Here is a 13,897-nt window from a genome sequence, read left to right on the forward strand (position 1 = left end):
TTAGACTTCTCCAAACTTTTCGCGGCAAAGTTTCTTTACTTCTTCCAGACGGGATTTGATTTCTTCGTTATCCGGATTTTTCTTGGCCAAATCCGTATAAATGTCAAGAGCCTTGTCGTAAACACCCTGCTCCATATAAATGTCTGCTAGAGTGCGCGTATTCAGACTATCATCCAAATCGGCAGCACCACGAGAGAGCGGAGCATCCGCATTTTCGACGAGACTTGCAGCCACTTCGTCATCGGAATCGCCGGACATCAGGTAGTCAACACCGTTGTTGTTCGGTTCATCAGATTCCGGCAAGGAATCGTCTTCGTCAAAGAGGCCCTTAAAAGCGTTCGAGACTTCAGAATCAATAGAATCGAGTTCTGCAGACGGAGCAACTTCTTCGGCAACCTGTTCAGCAGGTTCTGCGGCAGGCTCTTCTGCGACAGGCTCTTCGAGAGTATCAGCCGGAGCAGAGAAGGCGCTTGTCGGTTCTTCGGCGGCAACTTCAGCCGGAACTTCAGCAGCTTCAGTTTTTTCTTCAGGAAGGTCATCGGCATCAGATCCGAAGATGCTATCAAAAGATTCATCGACACTCTTTTCGACATCTTCCTTGACAACGCTTTCTTCAATTTCTGCGCTCGTCGCTTCCTGGCTTAAAGGTTCTTCAGCCGATTTTTCTACAACTTCACTTGGCGCGCTATCAGACTTTTCTTCTGGCAGGGCAAGGTCATCATCGTCTCCGAACATGGAGGCAAATGCTCCGCCCATTTCCTTTGCGACATCTTCGTCTGGAGCGGATTCCTTCGGCTGTTCTGCAGGAGCTTCATCATCACCAAAGAGAGCGTCAAAGGCGCCATCGACTTCTTCTGCAACGGGTTCTTCAGCAACAGGTTCTTCGGAAACAACCGATTCTTCTGCAACAGTTTTTTCAGCGACAGATTCTTCTGTCGGAGCAGTTTCATCCAAATTCAGAACAAAGTCATCATCGGACTTCGGCAAGTCTTCTTCGTCAGAAAAGTCCATGTGAGTTGTCGGGACAAAGCCTTCTACCGGTGCAATCTTTTCTTCCGATTCCGTCGGATTAAATTCCGGAGACTTTTCAATAGCGCTTTCTACATTGTCCGAAATTTCAGCATTTTCTTCGACGTCGGTCAAGGCGCTTGTCAAAGATTCTGCAGGCTCTTCTACAGCCGGAGCATCGGACGAAGCATCGTCATTCATGCTAAAGTCGGCATCAGCGGACTTTTCAAACAAGCTGCCAAATGAATCTTCCACAGATTCTTCAAGAGACTTTTCAGAAGGTTCCGCAAGGGTTTCGGCTTCTGTATTTTCTTCTATTTCAGCCGGTTTTTCTTCTGTTCCAGCAGTTGCACTTGTTGCAAATTGCGCAGGTTCTTCTACAGCCGGAGCATCGGACGAAGCATCGTCATTCATGCTAAAGTCGGCATCAGCGGACTTTTCGAACAAGCTGCCAAAAGAATCTTCTACAGATTCTTCAAGAGGCTTTTCTTCAACAGATTCGGCAGGAGCTTCGTTTTCTACAGGCTTTTCTTCAGGGAGTTCATCATCGCCAAGCAAAGAAGAGAAAGCATCATCAACAGTCGTCGCCTGAGCTTCAGACTTTGATTCTTCAGCAGCCGGAGTTTCATCCAAATTAAGCACATCCGGTTCACCCGCATCTTCCTCATCCGAGAAATCCATGTGCGTTGTCGGAACAAGACCTTCAGAATGTAAACCAACAAGGTTATCCTGTTCCGTCGGTTCTTCATCAGGGGCACCGAGATTTTCCTCGGCGACTTCAGCAGCAGGTTCTGCCGATGAAGTTTCTTCCGGAAGTTCATCATCGCCCAAAAGCGAAGAGAACGCGTCATCGACATTCGTCGCCTTTTCATCCGCTTCTAGCGGTTCGTCCAGACTGTCGAGGCTAAATTCAGTATCATCGGACTTTTCTTCCACGACATCTTCAGACTTCGGTTCGTCGATTGTTTCGGCCTTTTCGCTTTCATCAGAGAAATGCGAGAAGAGCGAAGATGTTGCAAGTTCTTCTGCAGCCGGCGCCTTGTCCGCGTCAGAATCGGCCACATCAAGATCATCATCGCCGCCCAAGATTCCAGAAATAGCAGAAGAAACTTCAGACGAGTTCAGCACATGGCCGTCAAAGTCCGAAATTTCCGATTTCTGGGAATCCTCGACATTACCATCCGACACAGAATCCAGAGAATTGCGCAAGGCTTCCATCGAGGAATTGTCCTCTTCATCCGTATTCGGGAGCGATGCCGCCAAATTCGCAAAGATATTATCTTCTTCTGTCGCATCGCCATTTTCGGCATCCATATCCATCGTGAACGAACTATCGTCCATCGGCGGTGCGGCAAGCATCTGGTCTTCTTCGGGGAGAACATCGTACTCGTCCTTCCAGAACGGATCCAGCGGGTCCATATCATGAACGCGGCGGAAACAGGCATTGCGCTCCGCTTCCTTGCCAAGCTTATCGTAGGATTCTCCCATCCGCTTATGGGCAGAAAGGCAGAACGGGTCCTTGGCGAGCACCTTCTTGTATTCCATAATACTTCCGGCGAAATCCTGCTGCCCCGCCAAAATTTTTGCACGGACCAACATTGCAGGAACATCGGAGGGAGATGCAGCTAGAGCGGCATCCACCGTCTTGAGAGCGGCTTCATAATCCCCCGAAGCACGCTCCATATCGGCAAGCCAGGCCAAAGCCTGAGAACGCCCCTTACTTTTTTTTACAGCCTTTCTGAGAGAATCCAACGTTACAGCCATCATTTCTCCAATGGAAGAAGAATAGCTTCATCCGCTAAAAGTACAGGAATGCCTTCGCGAACCAGATAGACACGAGAACCATCAGGTGTCGTGAGCGCTTCGGTCAAAGGTTCAGTAATAGCTTCGCCAGCAACATTCTTGAGCGAACCCGCATTAATCGCATTGTTCAAAAGCGCAATGCAATCCTCGCCTGCCTGGGCGAGCGGTTGACGGGTTTCCGGACAGCAAAGAATACTTAACAATTTAGAATCGAGCATAATACCTTTTAAATGTGTTATTTCATCAAAAAAATAACACAATTTTTACAAAAAAGAACGATTTTAACGAAGATATTTAAGGTCTACGAGGGCAAAATTGCCATTTTTCCCGTTTCCGATGAGCAAATAGACCCTGAGGCCAAGGCTATCCAGCCAGTTAATGTTGAAATCCTCACGATAGCCCGAGAAATTGGACACCACCAACAGTTCACGGCAGCCGGTGCGGTTGCAGATGTTTTCCATCTGAGAAAGGGGCCCGAGCAGGTGCTTGCGGTTCTCTTCGGAGAGCTTTTCGGGTTCGCCGCTCACGCAGCCAAGGATCTCGATGCCGGGAATCACGTTGTAGCTATCGAACCAGTTGTTCAGGGAATCTTCGCGACCGCCGAGCAGAATGGAGCGGTGGCGTTTTTTTGCAAAAATACGGTAGAAATAGTTTATCCAGAACGCAACGCGGCGCCAAGCAAGGAGAACCAGCGGGATAAAGAGACTGGAACAGACAGCATAGACGCACCACCCAATACTGGGATAGATTGTAGACTTGTCTCCCGGGACATAAGAAAATTGGGCAAAGTAACGGAATACCTCATACCCACCAACAGCAAGAAGGTTCAGTGGCACAAGGTACTGCAAGAACTTTTCGCCCTTGAGGCTGGATTCCGTGTATTCCCCACGGAAAATAAGAAAGACCATATTAACAATGGCGACCAAGCCAACAAGCCACCAGTCATCAAAAGTCGTTATCACCCCGATGGATTCCTTAATGGATGTAAAAATGCATCCGTCATTTCCCAAACCGGGCAAAAATACAAGTGCCCACAGCGCCACAACGCCCAAATCGAGGAACATCTTCCAGAACTTTGGAATCAGGCGCGAGAACATGCCCACGAATGCAGCAAATAAAATACCGAAAGACACGAGGAAATTTGGGACAAAATAAAGATCCTTGTGCTTTTTCACGAAGATAAGCATAGCCTTGTAGAAGTCCACGTAGGAACCCCAACGGCGCGTGCGGCAGCTTTGCCCCTTAAAATGCAGAATGTTCGTGACCGGCGTGTAATAGTTCTTGAGGCCCATCTGCTTTGTACGGAAGCAGAGGTCCAGGTCTTCGCCGTACATGAAGTAGTCTTCGTCAAAGCCGTTCAGCTTTTCATAGACATCTCGACGGATGCAGAAGAACGAGCCGCTAATGGCATCGACTTCAATCATCTCGTCCGGGTCGGCGTACGTCATGTTGTAGCTGGCAAGCGTTTTGCTCTTCGGGAACATCGCCGCAAGACCAATCGTCTTTGAGACGGCAGACACAATCGTCGGGAACGAACGGCGGCAAGCCCACTGTAGCGTTCCGTCTTCGTTCAAGATGCGGCAGCCGACCGTACCCGCTTCCGGGTGTTCTTCCATGAACTTGAGCATTTCGCAGAAGGCGTTCTTCGAGATAATCGTATCAGGATTGATGAAGAACAGGTACGGCTTGGTCGCATGCTTTTCAGCCAAGTTGCAGCCCTTACCAAAACCCAAGTTTTCATTGGAGTCAATCCATTCCACTTCGGGGAAGAAGTTCTTGATTTCGGGAATAATCGGCTCGTTGGAACCGTTATCCAGAACAATAATCTGCGAATCGATACCCTCGCAGGCGTCGCGCACAGACTTGAGGCATGCCGGAATGAAGTCGCAAGAGTTATAAGCAATGATAATGACAGAACAGGAAAGCATATTAGACGAAAGAACGGCGCTTTGCGCCTACAGACGAAAGACGAGAGGAAAAAATACAATGGGGCTGTTCACAGACACATTGTTGAGCCAAGAATTTTTGACTCATAAAACTTATATCAAATCTATAAACCATACAAATAACCTTCATATTTTGTGCGAAGCACCATTATAAAACCGTTGCACAAGTGCCAAATGCTAGGCTCAGAAATAGGCTTGCAAGCAATCCTGCATCATTCGCCTTACGCATTTGTCGTCTCTCGTCTAAAGGACCGTAGGTCCGTTCTTTCGTCTAAGCCAGGCCCAGTCGCAGTTTCAGCACGAGGAAGAAAGCTTCGGAGATGATTCCGCCGCTCATCTTGGAGGTGCCACGGGTGCGGTCCGTAAAGATGATGGGGATTTCCTTGACTCGGAGGCCCTTCTTCCAAATCTTGAAGGTCGTCTCGATCTGGAAGCAGTAACCGTCACTCTTCATCTTGTCGAGGTTCAACGCCTGCAATGCTTCACGGCGGAAGCACTTGAAGCCGCCAGTCGCATCGCTAATCGGAAGGCCCGTCACAAGTCGCGTATAGACATTTGCGCCATAGCTGAGGATTAAGCGGCGGAGGTCCCAGTTCACAACGCTAATGCGGTGGTCCTGGTAGCGGCTGCCAAGCACGAGGTCGGCATCTTCGGCAGTTTCCAAAAAGCGGTTCAAGTCCGTCGGAGAATGGCTAAAGTCAGCATCCATTTCAAACACGCGTTCGTAATCGCGTTCAAGCGCCCACTTGAAGCCCATCACGTAAGCTGAGCCAAGGCCCATCTTGCCTTTACGGCGAATCAAGTGGATTCGAGGATTCTTGTCGGCCTCGGCCTGAACGAGGTCACCCGTTCCATCCGGGGAGCCATCGTCCACGACCAAAATTTCTAGACACTTATTCTGTTCCAAAATTGCCGACATGATGAGGAGGATATTCTCCTTCTCATTGTAGGTAGGAACAATCACCAAACTCTTAGGGAACTCCATTAAATACCTCTCTAAACACAAATCTATACAAAATTACAGTTGGCCAATGACATCGGAAACCGGATACGTGCGTTTTTTATTGCCGTTCATCATCTCGCCAAGAAGCCCAAGCGAGAAGAACTGGACACTCATGACAAGCGAGAATGCGCCAGCCAGCAAAAGCGGACGCACATGCATGGCCCCCGTCTGGATCCATTCATAGCCAAAATAACCGCAAGTGCCAAGACCGAAAAGCATCAATATAAGCCCGATCAGCCCAAAGAAATGGAGCGGTTTCGAAGAGAAGCTGCGCATGAACATGAGGGAAACCAGGTCAAGGAACCCGCTCACCAAGCGCGAAACGCCGTACTTCGAGACGCCATGCACGCGAGCGCGGTGTGCGACGGGCATTTCAGTAATGCGGAAGCCCTGCCACTTGGCCATTACCGGGATAAAGCGGTGGTAGTCGCCATAAAGCTGGATGTAGCGAACCACGGAACTGCGGTATGCCTTGATGCCGCAGTTGAAATCGTGAAGGCGCTTGCCACAGACCATCGACACGGTCAAGTTGAAAAGCTTGGAAGGCATCGTCTTGTGCCACGGATCGAGGCGGCGGATTTTCCAGCCAGAGACGAGGTCATAGCCGGATTCAAGAATCTTGATCATCTTCGGGATTTCGAGCGGGTCATCCTGCAGGTCGCCATCGAGCGTGGCGACGTACTTGCCGCAAGCCTTGGAGAAACCAAGAGCGAGCGCCGCCGCCTTGCCGCAGTTAAACTGGAAACGGAATGCGCTTACCGAGGAACCCGGCTTGGCATTGTATTCCTTAGCCAAGCCCTCCACCACTTCCCAGGTATTGTCGCGGCTACCGTCATCGATAACGATAACCTCGAATTCCATACCAGTCGGTTGAATGGCAGCCCAAATTTCCTTAAACAACTGGGGAAGATTTTCACTTTCTTCCTTAACAGGGATAACCAAGCTCAAATCCATGACAATACCTCGAAACTATTTTGCAGAGTCCGCAGCCGGCGCCACTGCCGTTTCTTCATCGACCTTGAGCGACTCGTCCGTAATCGCTTCGATTTGCTGGAGGCTCATCGCAAGGCGGCTTTGGCCCGGAGCATCGTAAGCCGGAATACTGTTCAAACCGCGCTTCACGACATCAATAGCCTTCTCCTTCATGCCTGCAGATGCATACACGTAAGAAGCGGCCCAGTAGTTACGCCATTCTCTCGGGAACTGGTAAATGCCAAGTTCCAGGTACTTGGCGGCATCCGTAGCGATGCGTTCAACTTCGGCCTTGTCGGCACTCGTAAACGGTTTCTTGGAGATAAGTGCTGCAATCTTTTCGCGGGCGTCGAACGAAATTTGCAGATAGAGCGAGACATAGCTACTGAGCAAGCGTTCGGTTTCGGAATTGATGTAAGCTGAACCGTCACCGAGACCGCGGAACTTGTACACGGTGTCGATCATAGCTGCAGTAACCTTGGCATCAAAAGCGTTCTGCTTCGGCGTGAGGTCGCCTTTCACAAAGTTGTAGACCATGCCTTCCTGGACCATGTACTTTTCGAGGCCCATGAAGTTAGACGTACCCACAGTCGTCGAGATTTCGATTGGGCGGTCCATGTTCTGGAGAGCAAGGTCAATCACGAGCTTGTACTGCGTGAGCATCATGCCTGCCCGAGTTCTCTTAGCCCAATCCAGGAACGCATCCCAAACCTGGTAATTCACCTTGAACTGGAGAAGCTTTGCGGAATCGGCTTCAGAGAGATAGCCCTTAGCTTCCAACTGGTCGATTCGTTCCTTGAGCTTCGGCTTCAAGTTTTCGGCACGGCGGACCCATGTAGACACCTGGTGGTTCGGGTTGTTCGCGCTACTATTGTCAAGGACCATATCATTATCGATCGTTTCCTTGTTGTACGAAAGCTTGAGGATTGGTTCGTTGGTAAGCATCTGCTTGATGTACCAGTCCGTATTGCCCAAGGAGAGGTTCACCACGCGCACATCCTTACGGATACCGGCAACTTCCTGAGCAAACCACAGCGGGAACGTGTCGTTATCGCCATTCGTGAAGAGGATGGCGTTCGGGCGGCAGCTGTTGAGGAGGTTGTAAGCGTAATCCCAAGGAACCCAGAGGCCGGAACGGTCATGTTCCTTGTAGTTCGAAATGCAGGGCACAAGGAACGAGACAAGCACGAGGGCGGCTGCAATCGGAGATGCAAAAGCCATAGTCGATGCGGATGTCGCCGCAAGCAACACGAGAATGCCCGCACCGATACCGTAAATCATGCTCATGAAAATGAATGCCGGCGTGTAGAAGTAATCACGTTCGCGGACTTCCATGTGGACAGCTTCTGGGAACGGGGCGCGCTGGCCAAAACGGGCAAAGCTTTCCTCAATCTTCTGCCAGTTTCTCCATGCGGCGGTATTTTCGGCAGCGCTAATCTTCCTTTCGAATTCAACAATCTGCGATGCCGGCGCATTACGCATGCGGAGACGTTCAATCCTGTACTTGGCAGTCTCAATCTCCTGGCGGAGGTCAATGAGTTCGTTCGGGTCCGGGAGAGACGTAATGCCCGCACCGGCGTTGTTCAGGTCGGCCACATTGCGCGTCATAGCGCTCACCCAGTAGTCGCGGTCGCGCTGTTCCATGCGGGTGCCATCGGCAAAGTTGATGTAGAACAGGAGGCCAAAAGAGCAAAGCGCATAAAGCGCCGAAATAAAGATACCCACATGCTTGTTGCGCTTGTAAACGTACACGCAAGTTGCAACCAGGAGGCCGTTAAACAGCAAGAAGAAAAAGAGCTGCATAAAGGTATTGTCGCCCATGAACGACATCTGCGTCGGGAACTTGATTCCCAAACGTTCAATCGGTTCATTTTCGGAAGCATCAAAAGAGTAAACACCATTAGCGTAATTCACCCCGCCCACCTTAGTCGGCAGATACTGGGCCATCTGGTAACCACCATAGCTCATGCTCGGGAAAGAGAGCACCTGGTGAGCAATCTGGGAACGACGGTAGAAAGCACGGGTAATCATGCTTTCGGAACCGTACTGCTTACGTTCGATAAACGCATTGAAGGCGTTCCAGTTCTTGCCGTCAAAGAGGTTACCAAGCTGGAGGTTGCCCTGTTCGTCGCGGATGTTCAGTTCCGGGTCGTTTTCGTCAATCGTCGGGTTGAGTTCCGAACGGATCGGGATGTAGAGGTGCGTGCTGTAGCCGACCAAAGCAAAGAACGCAAAAGCAAGCGAAAGCTTGAACGCATGGTTCACGCGAGCCGGGAAAACGCTACGGATAGCTGGCACAAAGACCACAAGAGAAAGTACGACAAGGCAGAAAAGCGAGATTTCAATGAAAGCAGAGACCATGTAAATCACGGAGCAGAGGAGCGTACCCGTAATCCAGATAGGAATGCGTTCGACAATCTTTTTCGGCTGAGCCACGAGAAGCAAGGCAAACACAGCCGGCACCGTAAGCATCGTATAAAGGTGAGCGCCCACGCCAAGGAATGCGATATAGCAAATGAAGATGAGAATACGGTCGCTACCCGCCTCGTCACGCTTGTTGTACCACACCAAGCCGAGATAAGAGACAAGCATGAGGATGAACATGGCGACGCCATAGACTTCGGCTTCGACCGCATTGAACCAGAACGTATCGGAGAACGTGAGGAGGAAGCCAGCAACGAGAGCGGCCGTGCCAAGCACAAACGTGCGCATCTTTTCCGAAATCTTTTCGGCAAGGGAATCCGTCTTGAGGACCGTCGCCAAAAGTTCCCAGGCAAAAAGCGCCGTCACATAGACCGTCGCGGCAGAACTCACCACGGAGATGTAGTTCACGCGCTTTGCAATCTCGCCCACGAACGGCAAAAGGAGAATGACCGCACGGGCAAGGAACACAAAGAACGGCGTTCCAGGAGGGTGCGGAATGCCAAGCGTGTTAGCGCAAGCGACGAATTCACCGCAGTCCCAGAAAGAGACCGTCGGGGCCATCGTCATCATGTAAACGATCAAAGCAATAAAGCCAGCGATACCGGCAAAGATGTGCTTATGCCACTTCTCGTTAATCTTCATAAAAATTAAGCATCCTTCTTAGTATTGTTTGCAACCATGCCACGCTTCTGCAAGAATCCGGCGAGGAGTCCGTTCACGAACGTGCCCGAAGAATCCGTACTGAACTTGGCGGCAATCTGAACGGCTTCAGAGATGACCACCTTCATCGGGATTTCAGGAACATACAAAAGTTCAACCATCGCGATGCGCAGCACAATCCTGTCGAGAGTCGCCATGCGCTCAATTCCCCAATGAGCGGAGCAGGCTTCGATTTCGGAATCGAGTTCGGCCTTGTGAGCAAGGACCAAGTCGACAAGCTTCATGCCGTACTTTTTCATGTTGTCCTGAAGCGGCTGTGCTTCCAGAACGCCCGGGAGCGCATCGGCAACCGTACCGCCAGAAATTTCCATTGCATAAAGGAGCTGCATCGCAAAAACGCGAGCAGGTCTAAAACTAATCTGAGCCATAATTACTTTCCAACCTGTTTGTAAAGATTTACCATTTCGACGGCAGTTCTTGCCCAGTTGCAGCCGAGGTTTCCAGCCTTGAGGCCAGCGCGGTTCATCGCCTGGTCGACCGTGTCGGTCGTTAAGATTCCGAGAATCACCGGGACCTTGCCTTCGGCAGCGAGCGATGCGATTCCGCCCGTAGAATTGTTCACGACAACGTCATAGTGTCCCGTTTCGCCACGGATAACGGCACCGAGAGCAATCACGGCATCGTACTTGCCAGAATCCACAAACCTGCGGCAGAGGCCCGGCAGTTCAAAAGCACCCGGCACATGAGCCACAGCGATATCGTCGCTATCGATGCCGAGCGTTTCTAGTTCACGGACTGCGCCTTCGAGGAGGCGGTCGGTTACCACTTCGTTAAAACGGGCAACGGCAATCGCGACCTTCAAACCAGAACCATTGAGGGAATTTTTGAATTCTTTCATCTTATTTTCCTTCATCTAAAACTTCGGCTGCGCCATGATCGGCATTGTCGAGATGGAGCTCGTGGCCCATCTTTTCTTTCTTGGTGCGCAGGTAAAAACGGTTGATGTTGTTGGGCTTGACTTCGATAGGCACGCGTTCCACGATCTTGAGACCGTAGGCGGAAATACCAGAAATCTTGCTCGGATTGTTCGTGAGGAGTCGCATTTCCTTCACGCCGAGGTCTGCCAAAATTTGGGCACCCGTACCATACTGGCGCAAATCGGACTTGAACCCAAGGTGGAGGTTCGCCTCGACCGTATCCAAGCCCTTTTCTTGCAATTCGTACGCGCGGAGCTTGTTGCAAAGACCAATGCCACGGCCTTCCTGACCGCGCATGTAGAGGAACACGCCACCATGTTCGCCAATGAACTTCATGGCTGCGGCAAGCTGGTCACCGCAATCGCAACGGAGGCTACCGAAAATATCGCCCGTGAGGCATTCGCTGTGGACGCGCACATAAACCGGCTTACTGAAGTCCGGATTACCGGCAACCCAGGCCACATGTTCAACGCCATCAGTCTTGCTGCGGTAGGCATAAGCCGTGAAATCGCCGTACTTGGTCGAAACGTGCGGAGCGGCTACGCGCTGCACCAGCTTTTCCGTTTTCAGGCGGTAGTCAATCAAGTCGCGGATGGAGATAATCTTGAGGTCGAACTTCTTGGCGACTTCCTGGAGCTGCGGCATACGGGCCATCGTGCCGTCTTCGTTCATGATTTCGATGAGGGCGGCAGCCGGGCGGAGACCGGCGAGCTTTGTAAGGTCCACTGCAGCTTCGGTGTGGCCTGCACGGCGCAAAACGCCTTCTTCCTGGGCGTAAAGCGGAGAAATGTGCCCCGGGCGGCCAAAGTCGCTAGGCTTGGAATTCGGGTCGGCGAGAGCCTGGATCGTTGCGGCACGGTCATGGGCAGAAACGCCTGTAGTGCATCCTTCGAGTTTATCGACCATGACGGTGAACGGAGTGCCGAGCATGGAAGTGTTTTCGGCAGTCTGACGCGTGAGATTCAATTCACGGCAACGAGAAATAGGAAGCGGGCAGCAAAGCACGCCACGCCCCTCGTGGAGCATAAAGTTCACCTTTTCGGGAGTGATTTTTTCGGCGGCGATAATGAAATCGCCCTCATTTTCACGGTCTTCGTCATCAACCACGACCAAGAACTTACCGTTCTTGAAATCTTCAATGGCCTCTTCAATCGTATTAAGCAAGGTCACGTTCCTTTAGATAGTTTTCAATATATTTGCCGAGCATATCGACTTCCACATTCACTATGGTGCCAGGCACCCAGTTCCTGAGATTCGTGCGGGCTAAAGTATCGGGAATAATGCAAACGCGGATGAAATCCTCCCCCTTTTCGGCCACCGTAAGGCTAATGCCGTTCAAGGAGATGGAACCGCGACGGATGACATAGCGGCGCAGGTCTTTTGGCAGAGCCAAGTCGACCTCCACACCCGTTTCGCGCGGAGTGACGCGCAAGACTTCCGTAGTCGAGTCCACATGCCCCATTACAAAGTGACCGCCCATAAAGCTATCGGCACGGCAAGGATACTCGAGATTCACGAGATCCCCGACTTTCGCCTGCTTAAAGGACGTATTCACGACAGTCTGGTGCATGAGACAGAACGTAGCCTCGTCTGCGCTGCAACTTTCAATAGATAGACAGACACCGTTATTCGCGATGCTGTCGCCCAGTTTGCTGTTTTTGAAGAATCCAGGCGATTTCATGCGCATGGTAAGCGCATCACCCCTGTTTTCAAGGGAAACGATTTCGCCGGTTGCTTGAATTATACCCGTAAACATACGCGACAAATGTAGAAAAAAACTTACCCGTCCATTTTTTCCCATTCGCCGACAAAGCGCTTTTAGGAATCTAGAACTTTCGCCACACCATCTTGTTGACGATGCCAGTGTAGCTCTGGATGATCTTTACGACCTTGGTCGAGACGTTTTCTTCGATGTAGTCGGGCACGGGGATGCCGTAGTCGCCGTTGGCATTCATCGTGACGGCGGTATCGACGGCCTGGAGCAAAGACTTTTCGTCAATTCCCGCGATAAAGAAGCAGGCCTTGTCAAGCGCTTCGGGACGTTCCGTGCTGGTGCGAATGCAGATTGCCGGGAACGGGTGACCGACGCTTGTGAAGAAGGAGCTTTCTTCAGGGAGTGTGCCACTGTCACTCACGACGGCGAAAGCGTTCATCTGCAAGCAGTTGTAATCGTGGAATCCGAGCGGTTCGTGCTGAATCACGCGTTTGTCAAGCTTGAAGCCCGAGGCGGCGAGGCGGTTACGGCTGCGCGGGTGGCAGCTGTAAAGAATCGGCATGTCGTACTTTTCGGCCATTTTGTTGATGGCGGTAAAGAGGCTCGTGAAGTTCTTTTCGGTGTCGATGTTTTCTTCGCGGTGGGCGCTGAGCAGAATGTACTTACCTTTTTCGAGGCCAAGACGTTTGTGAATGTCACTAGCCTCGATTGCAGACAAGTTCTTGTGCAAGACTTCGGCCATGGGGCTGCCGGTTACGTATGTGCGTTCCTTGGGCAGGCCGCAGTCGGCCAGGTAGCGGCGAGCATGTTCGGAATAGGCCATGTTCACGTCGCTGATGATGTCCACGATGCGGCGGTTGGTCTCTTCGGGCAGGCACTCGTCCTTGCAGCGGTTGCCAGCTTCCATGTGGAAAATTGGGATGTGCAGGCGTTTAGCGGCAATCGCCGAAAGGCAACTGTTGGTGTCGCCGAGAATCAGCAATGCGTCCGGCTTGCAAGCGACCATGAGCTTGTAGCTGCAATTGATGATGTTACCCACGGTTGCACCGAGATCGTCACCGACGGCATCCATGTAGACTTCGGGATCCTTGAGGCTCAAGTCCTTGAAGAAAACGCCGTTCAGGTTGTAATCGTAGTTTTGACCGGTATGTGCCAAAACGCAGTCAAAGTACTTGCGGCACTTGTCAATAACTGCTGCGAGGCGGATGATTTCCGGGCGCGTACCCACGATAATCAAAAGTTTCAGCTTGCCGTTGTCGGCAAATTTCACGTCGGTGTAGTCTGTTTTTATCTGCATAATATTTTTCCTAGATCCTGCTCCTTCGAACCTAATTCAACTAAGGCAACAAGTTGCCAAGTTTCATATATCGACTCCGGCCCTTCGACAAGC

The 13,897-nt window shown here is 51.2% G+C and carries 11 protein-coding genes; all 11 read right to left on the bottom strand.

Annotated elements, in window-relative coordinates; translation table 11 throughout:
* The 11 genes from B3A20_RS06485 to B3A20_RS06535 all read right to left on the bottom strand — a co-directional run bounded on the left by B3A20_RS06485 (position 1) and on the right by B3A20_RS06535 (position 13,804).
* The gene (locus B3A20_RS06485; RefSeq protein ID WP_290762932.1) at positions 1–2,775 is read right to left on the bottom strand and encodes a tetratricopeptide repeat protein; all 2,775 of its coding nucleotides are present in this window, start codon (positions 2,773–2,775) and stop codon (positions 1–3) included.
* Positions 2,772–3,029, bottom strand: coding sequence for a Trm112 family protein (locus B3A20_RS06490; RefSeq protein ID WP_290762934.1), 258 nt, complete (start codon positions 3,027–3,029; stop codon positions 2,772–2,774). The genes B3A20_RS06485 and B3A20_RS06490 overlap by 4 nt, the downstream gene beginning before the upstream one ends.
* Positions 3,030–3,092: 63 nt before the next feature.
* The gene (locus tag B3A20_RS06495) at positions 3,093–4,739 is read right to left on the bottom strand and encodes a glycosyltransferase family 2 protein (protein ID WP_290762936.1); all 1,647 of its coding nucleotides are present in this window, start codon (positions 4,737–4,739) and stop codon (positions 3,093–3,095) included.
* 289 nt (positions 4,740–5,028) lie between these two features.
* Positions 5,029–5,742 carry a polyprenol monophosphomannose synthase gene (locus B3A20_RS06500; RefSeq protein ID WP_290762938.1) on the bottom strand — a complete coding sequence of 238 codons (714 nt, stop codon included), beginning with the start codon at positions 5,740–5,742 and terminating at the stop codon, positions 5,029–5,031.
* Positions 5,743–5,775: 33 nt separating this feature from the next.
* Positions 5,776–6,714, bottom strand: coding sequence for a glycosyltransferase family 2 protein (locus B3A20_RS06505; protein WP_290762940.1), 939 nt, complete (start codon positions 6,712–6,714; stop codon positions 5,776–5,778).
* Positions 6,715–6,729: 15 nt separating this feature from the next.
* Positions 6,730–9,798 (bottom strand): DUF2723 domain-containing protein, encoded by a 3,069-nt coding sequence (locus B3A20_RS06510; protein ID WP_290762942.1) that lies wholly within the window; start codon positions 9,796–9,798, stop codon positions 6,730–6,732.
* Between the two features lie 5 nt (positions 9,799–9,803).
* On the bottom strand, positions 9,804–10,244 hold the full coding sequence (gene nusB, locus B3A20_RS06515) for a transcription antitermination factor NusB (protein ID WP_290762944.1): 441 nt from the start codon (positions 10,242–10,244) through the stop codon (positions 9,804–9,806).
* 2 nt (positions 10,245–10,246) lie between these two features.
* Complete coding sequence (ribH, locus tag B3A20_RS06520; RefSeq protein WP_290762946.1) at positions 10,247–10,714, bottom strand: 6,7-dimethyl-8-ribityllumazine synthase; 468 nt, start codon at positions 10,712–10,714, stop codon at positions 10,247–10,249.
* 1 nt (position 10,715) lies between these two features.
* The gene (locus B3A20_RS06525; RefSeq protein WP_290762948.1) at positions 10,716–11,963 is read right to left on the bottom strand and encodes a bifunctional 3,4-dihydroxy-2-butanone-4-phosphate synthase/GTP cyclohydrolase II; all 1,248 of its coding nucleotides are present in this window, start codon (positions 11,961–11,963) and stop codon (positions 10,716–10,718) included.
* Entirely contained in the window at positions 11,950–12,549 is a 600-nt protein-coding gene (locus B3A20_RS06530; RefSeq protein WP_290762950.1) for a riboflavin synthase, read from the bottom strand. The genes B3A20_RS06525 and B3A20_RS06530 overlap by 14 nt, the downstream gene beginning before the upstream one ends.
* Before the next feature lie 70 nt (positions 12,550–12,619).
* Positions 12,620–13,804, bottom strand: coding sequence for a UDP-N-acetyl glucosamine 2-epimerase (locus B3A20_RS06535; protein WP_290762952.1), 1,185 nt, complete (start codon positions 13,802–13,804; stop codon positions 12,620–12,622).
* Between the last annotated feature and the right edge of the window lie 93 nt (positions 13,805–13,897).

Source organism: Fibrobacter sp. UBA4297 (assembly GCF_002394865.1).
Taxonomy (GTDB): Bacteria; Fibrobacterota; Fibrobacteria; order Fibrobacterales; family Fibrobacteraceae; genus Fibrobacter.

Coding starts and splice junctions, on each gene's coding strand:
- B3A20_RS06485 (WP_290762932.1), bottom strand. CDS start 2,775: ATGATGGCTGTAACGTTGGATTCTCTCAGAAAGGCTGTAAAAAAAAGT.
- B3A20_RS06490 (WP_290762934.1), bottom strand. CDS start 3,029: ATGCTCGATTCTAAATTGTTAAGTATTCTTTGCTGTCCGGAAACCCGT.
- B3A20_RS06495 (WP_290762936.1), bottom strand. CDS start 4,739: ATGCTTTCCTGTTCTGTCATTATCATTGCTTATAACTCTTGCGACTTC.
- B3A20_RS06500 (WP_290762938.1), bottom strand. CDS start 5,742: ATGGAGTTCCCTAAGAGTTTGGTGATTGTTCCTACCTACAATGAGAAG.
- B3A20_RS06505 (WP_290762940.1), bottom strand. CDS start 6,714: ATGGATTTGAGCTTGGTTATCCCTGTTAAGGAAGAAAGTGAAAATCTT.
- B3A20_RS06510 (WP_290762942.1), bottom strand. CDS start 9,798: ATGAAGATTAACGAGAAGTGGCATAAGCACATCTTTGCCGGTATCGCT.
- nusB (WP_290762944.1), bottom strand. CDS start 10,244: ATGGCTCAGATTAGTTTTAGACCTGCTCGCGTTTTTGCGATGCAGCTC.
- ribH (WP_290762946.1), bottom strand. CDS start 10,714: ATGAAAGAATTCAAAAATTCCCTCAATGGTTCTGGTTTGAAGGTCGCG.
- B3A20_RS06530 (WP_290762950.1), bottom strand. CDS start 12,549: ATGTTTACGGGTATAATTCAAGCAACCGGCGAAATCGTTTCCCTTGAA.
- B3A20_RS06535 (WP_290762952.1), bottom strand. CDS start 13,804: ATGCAGATAAAAACAGACTACACCGACGTGAAATTTGCCGACAACGGC.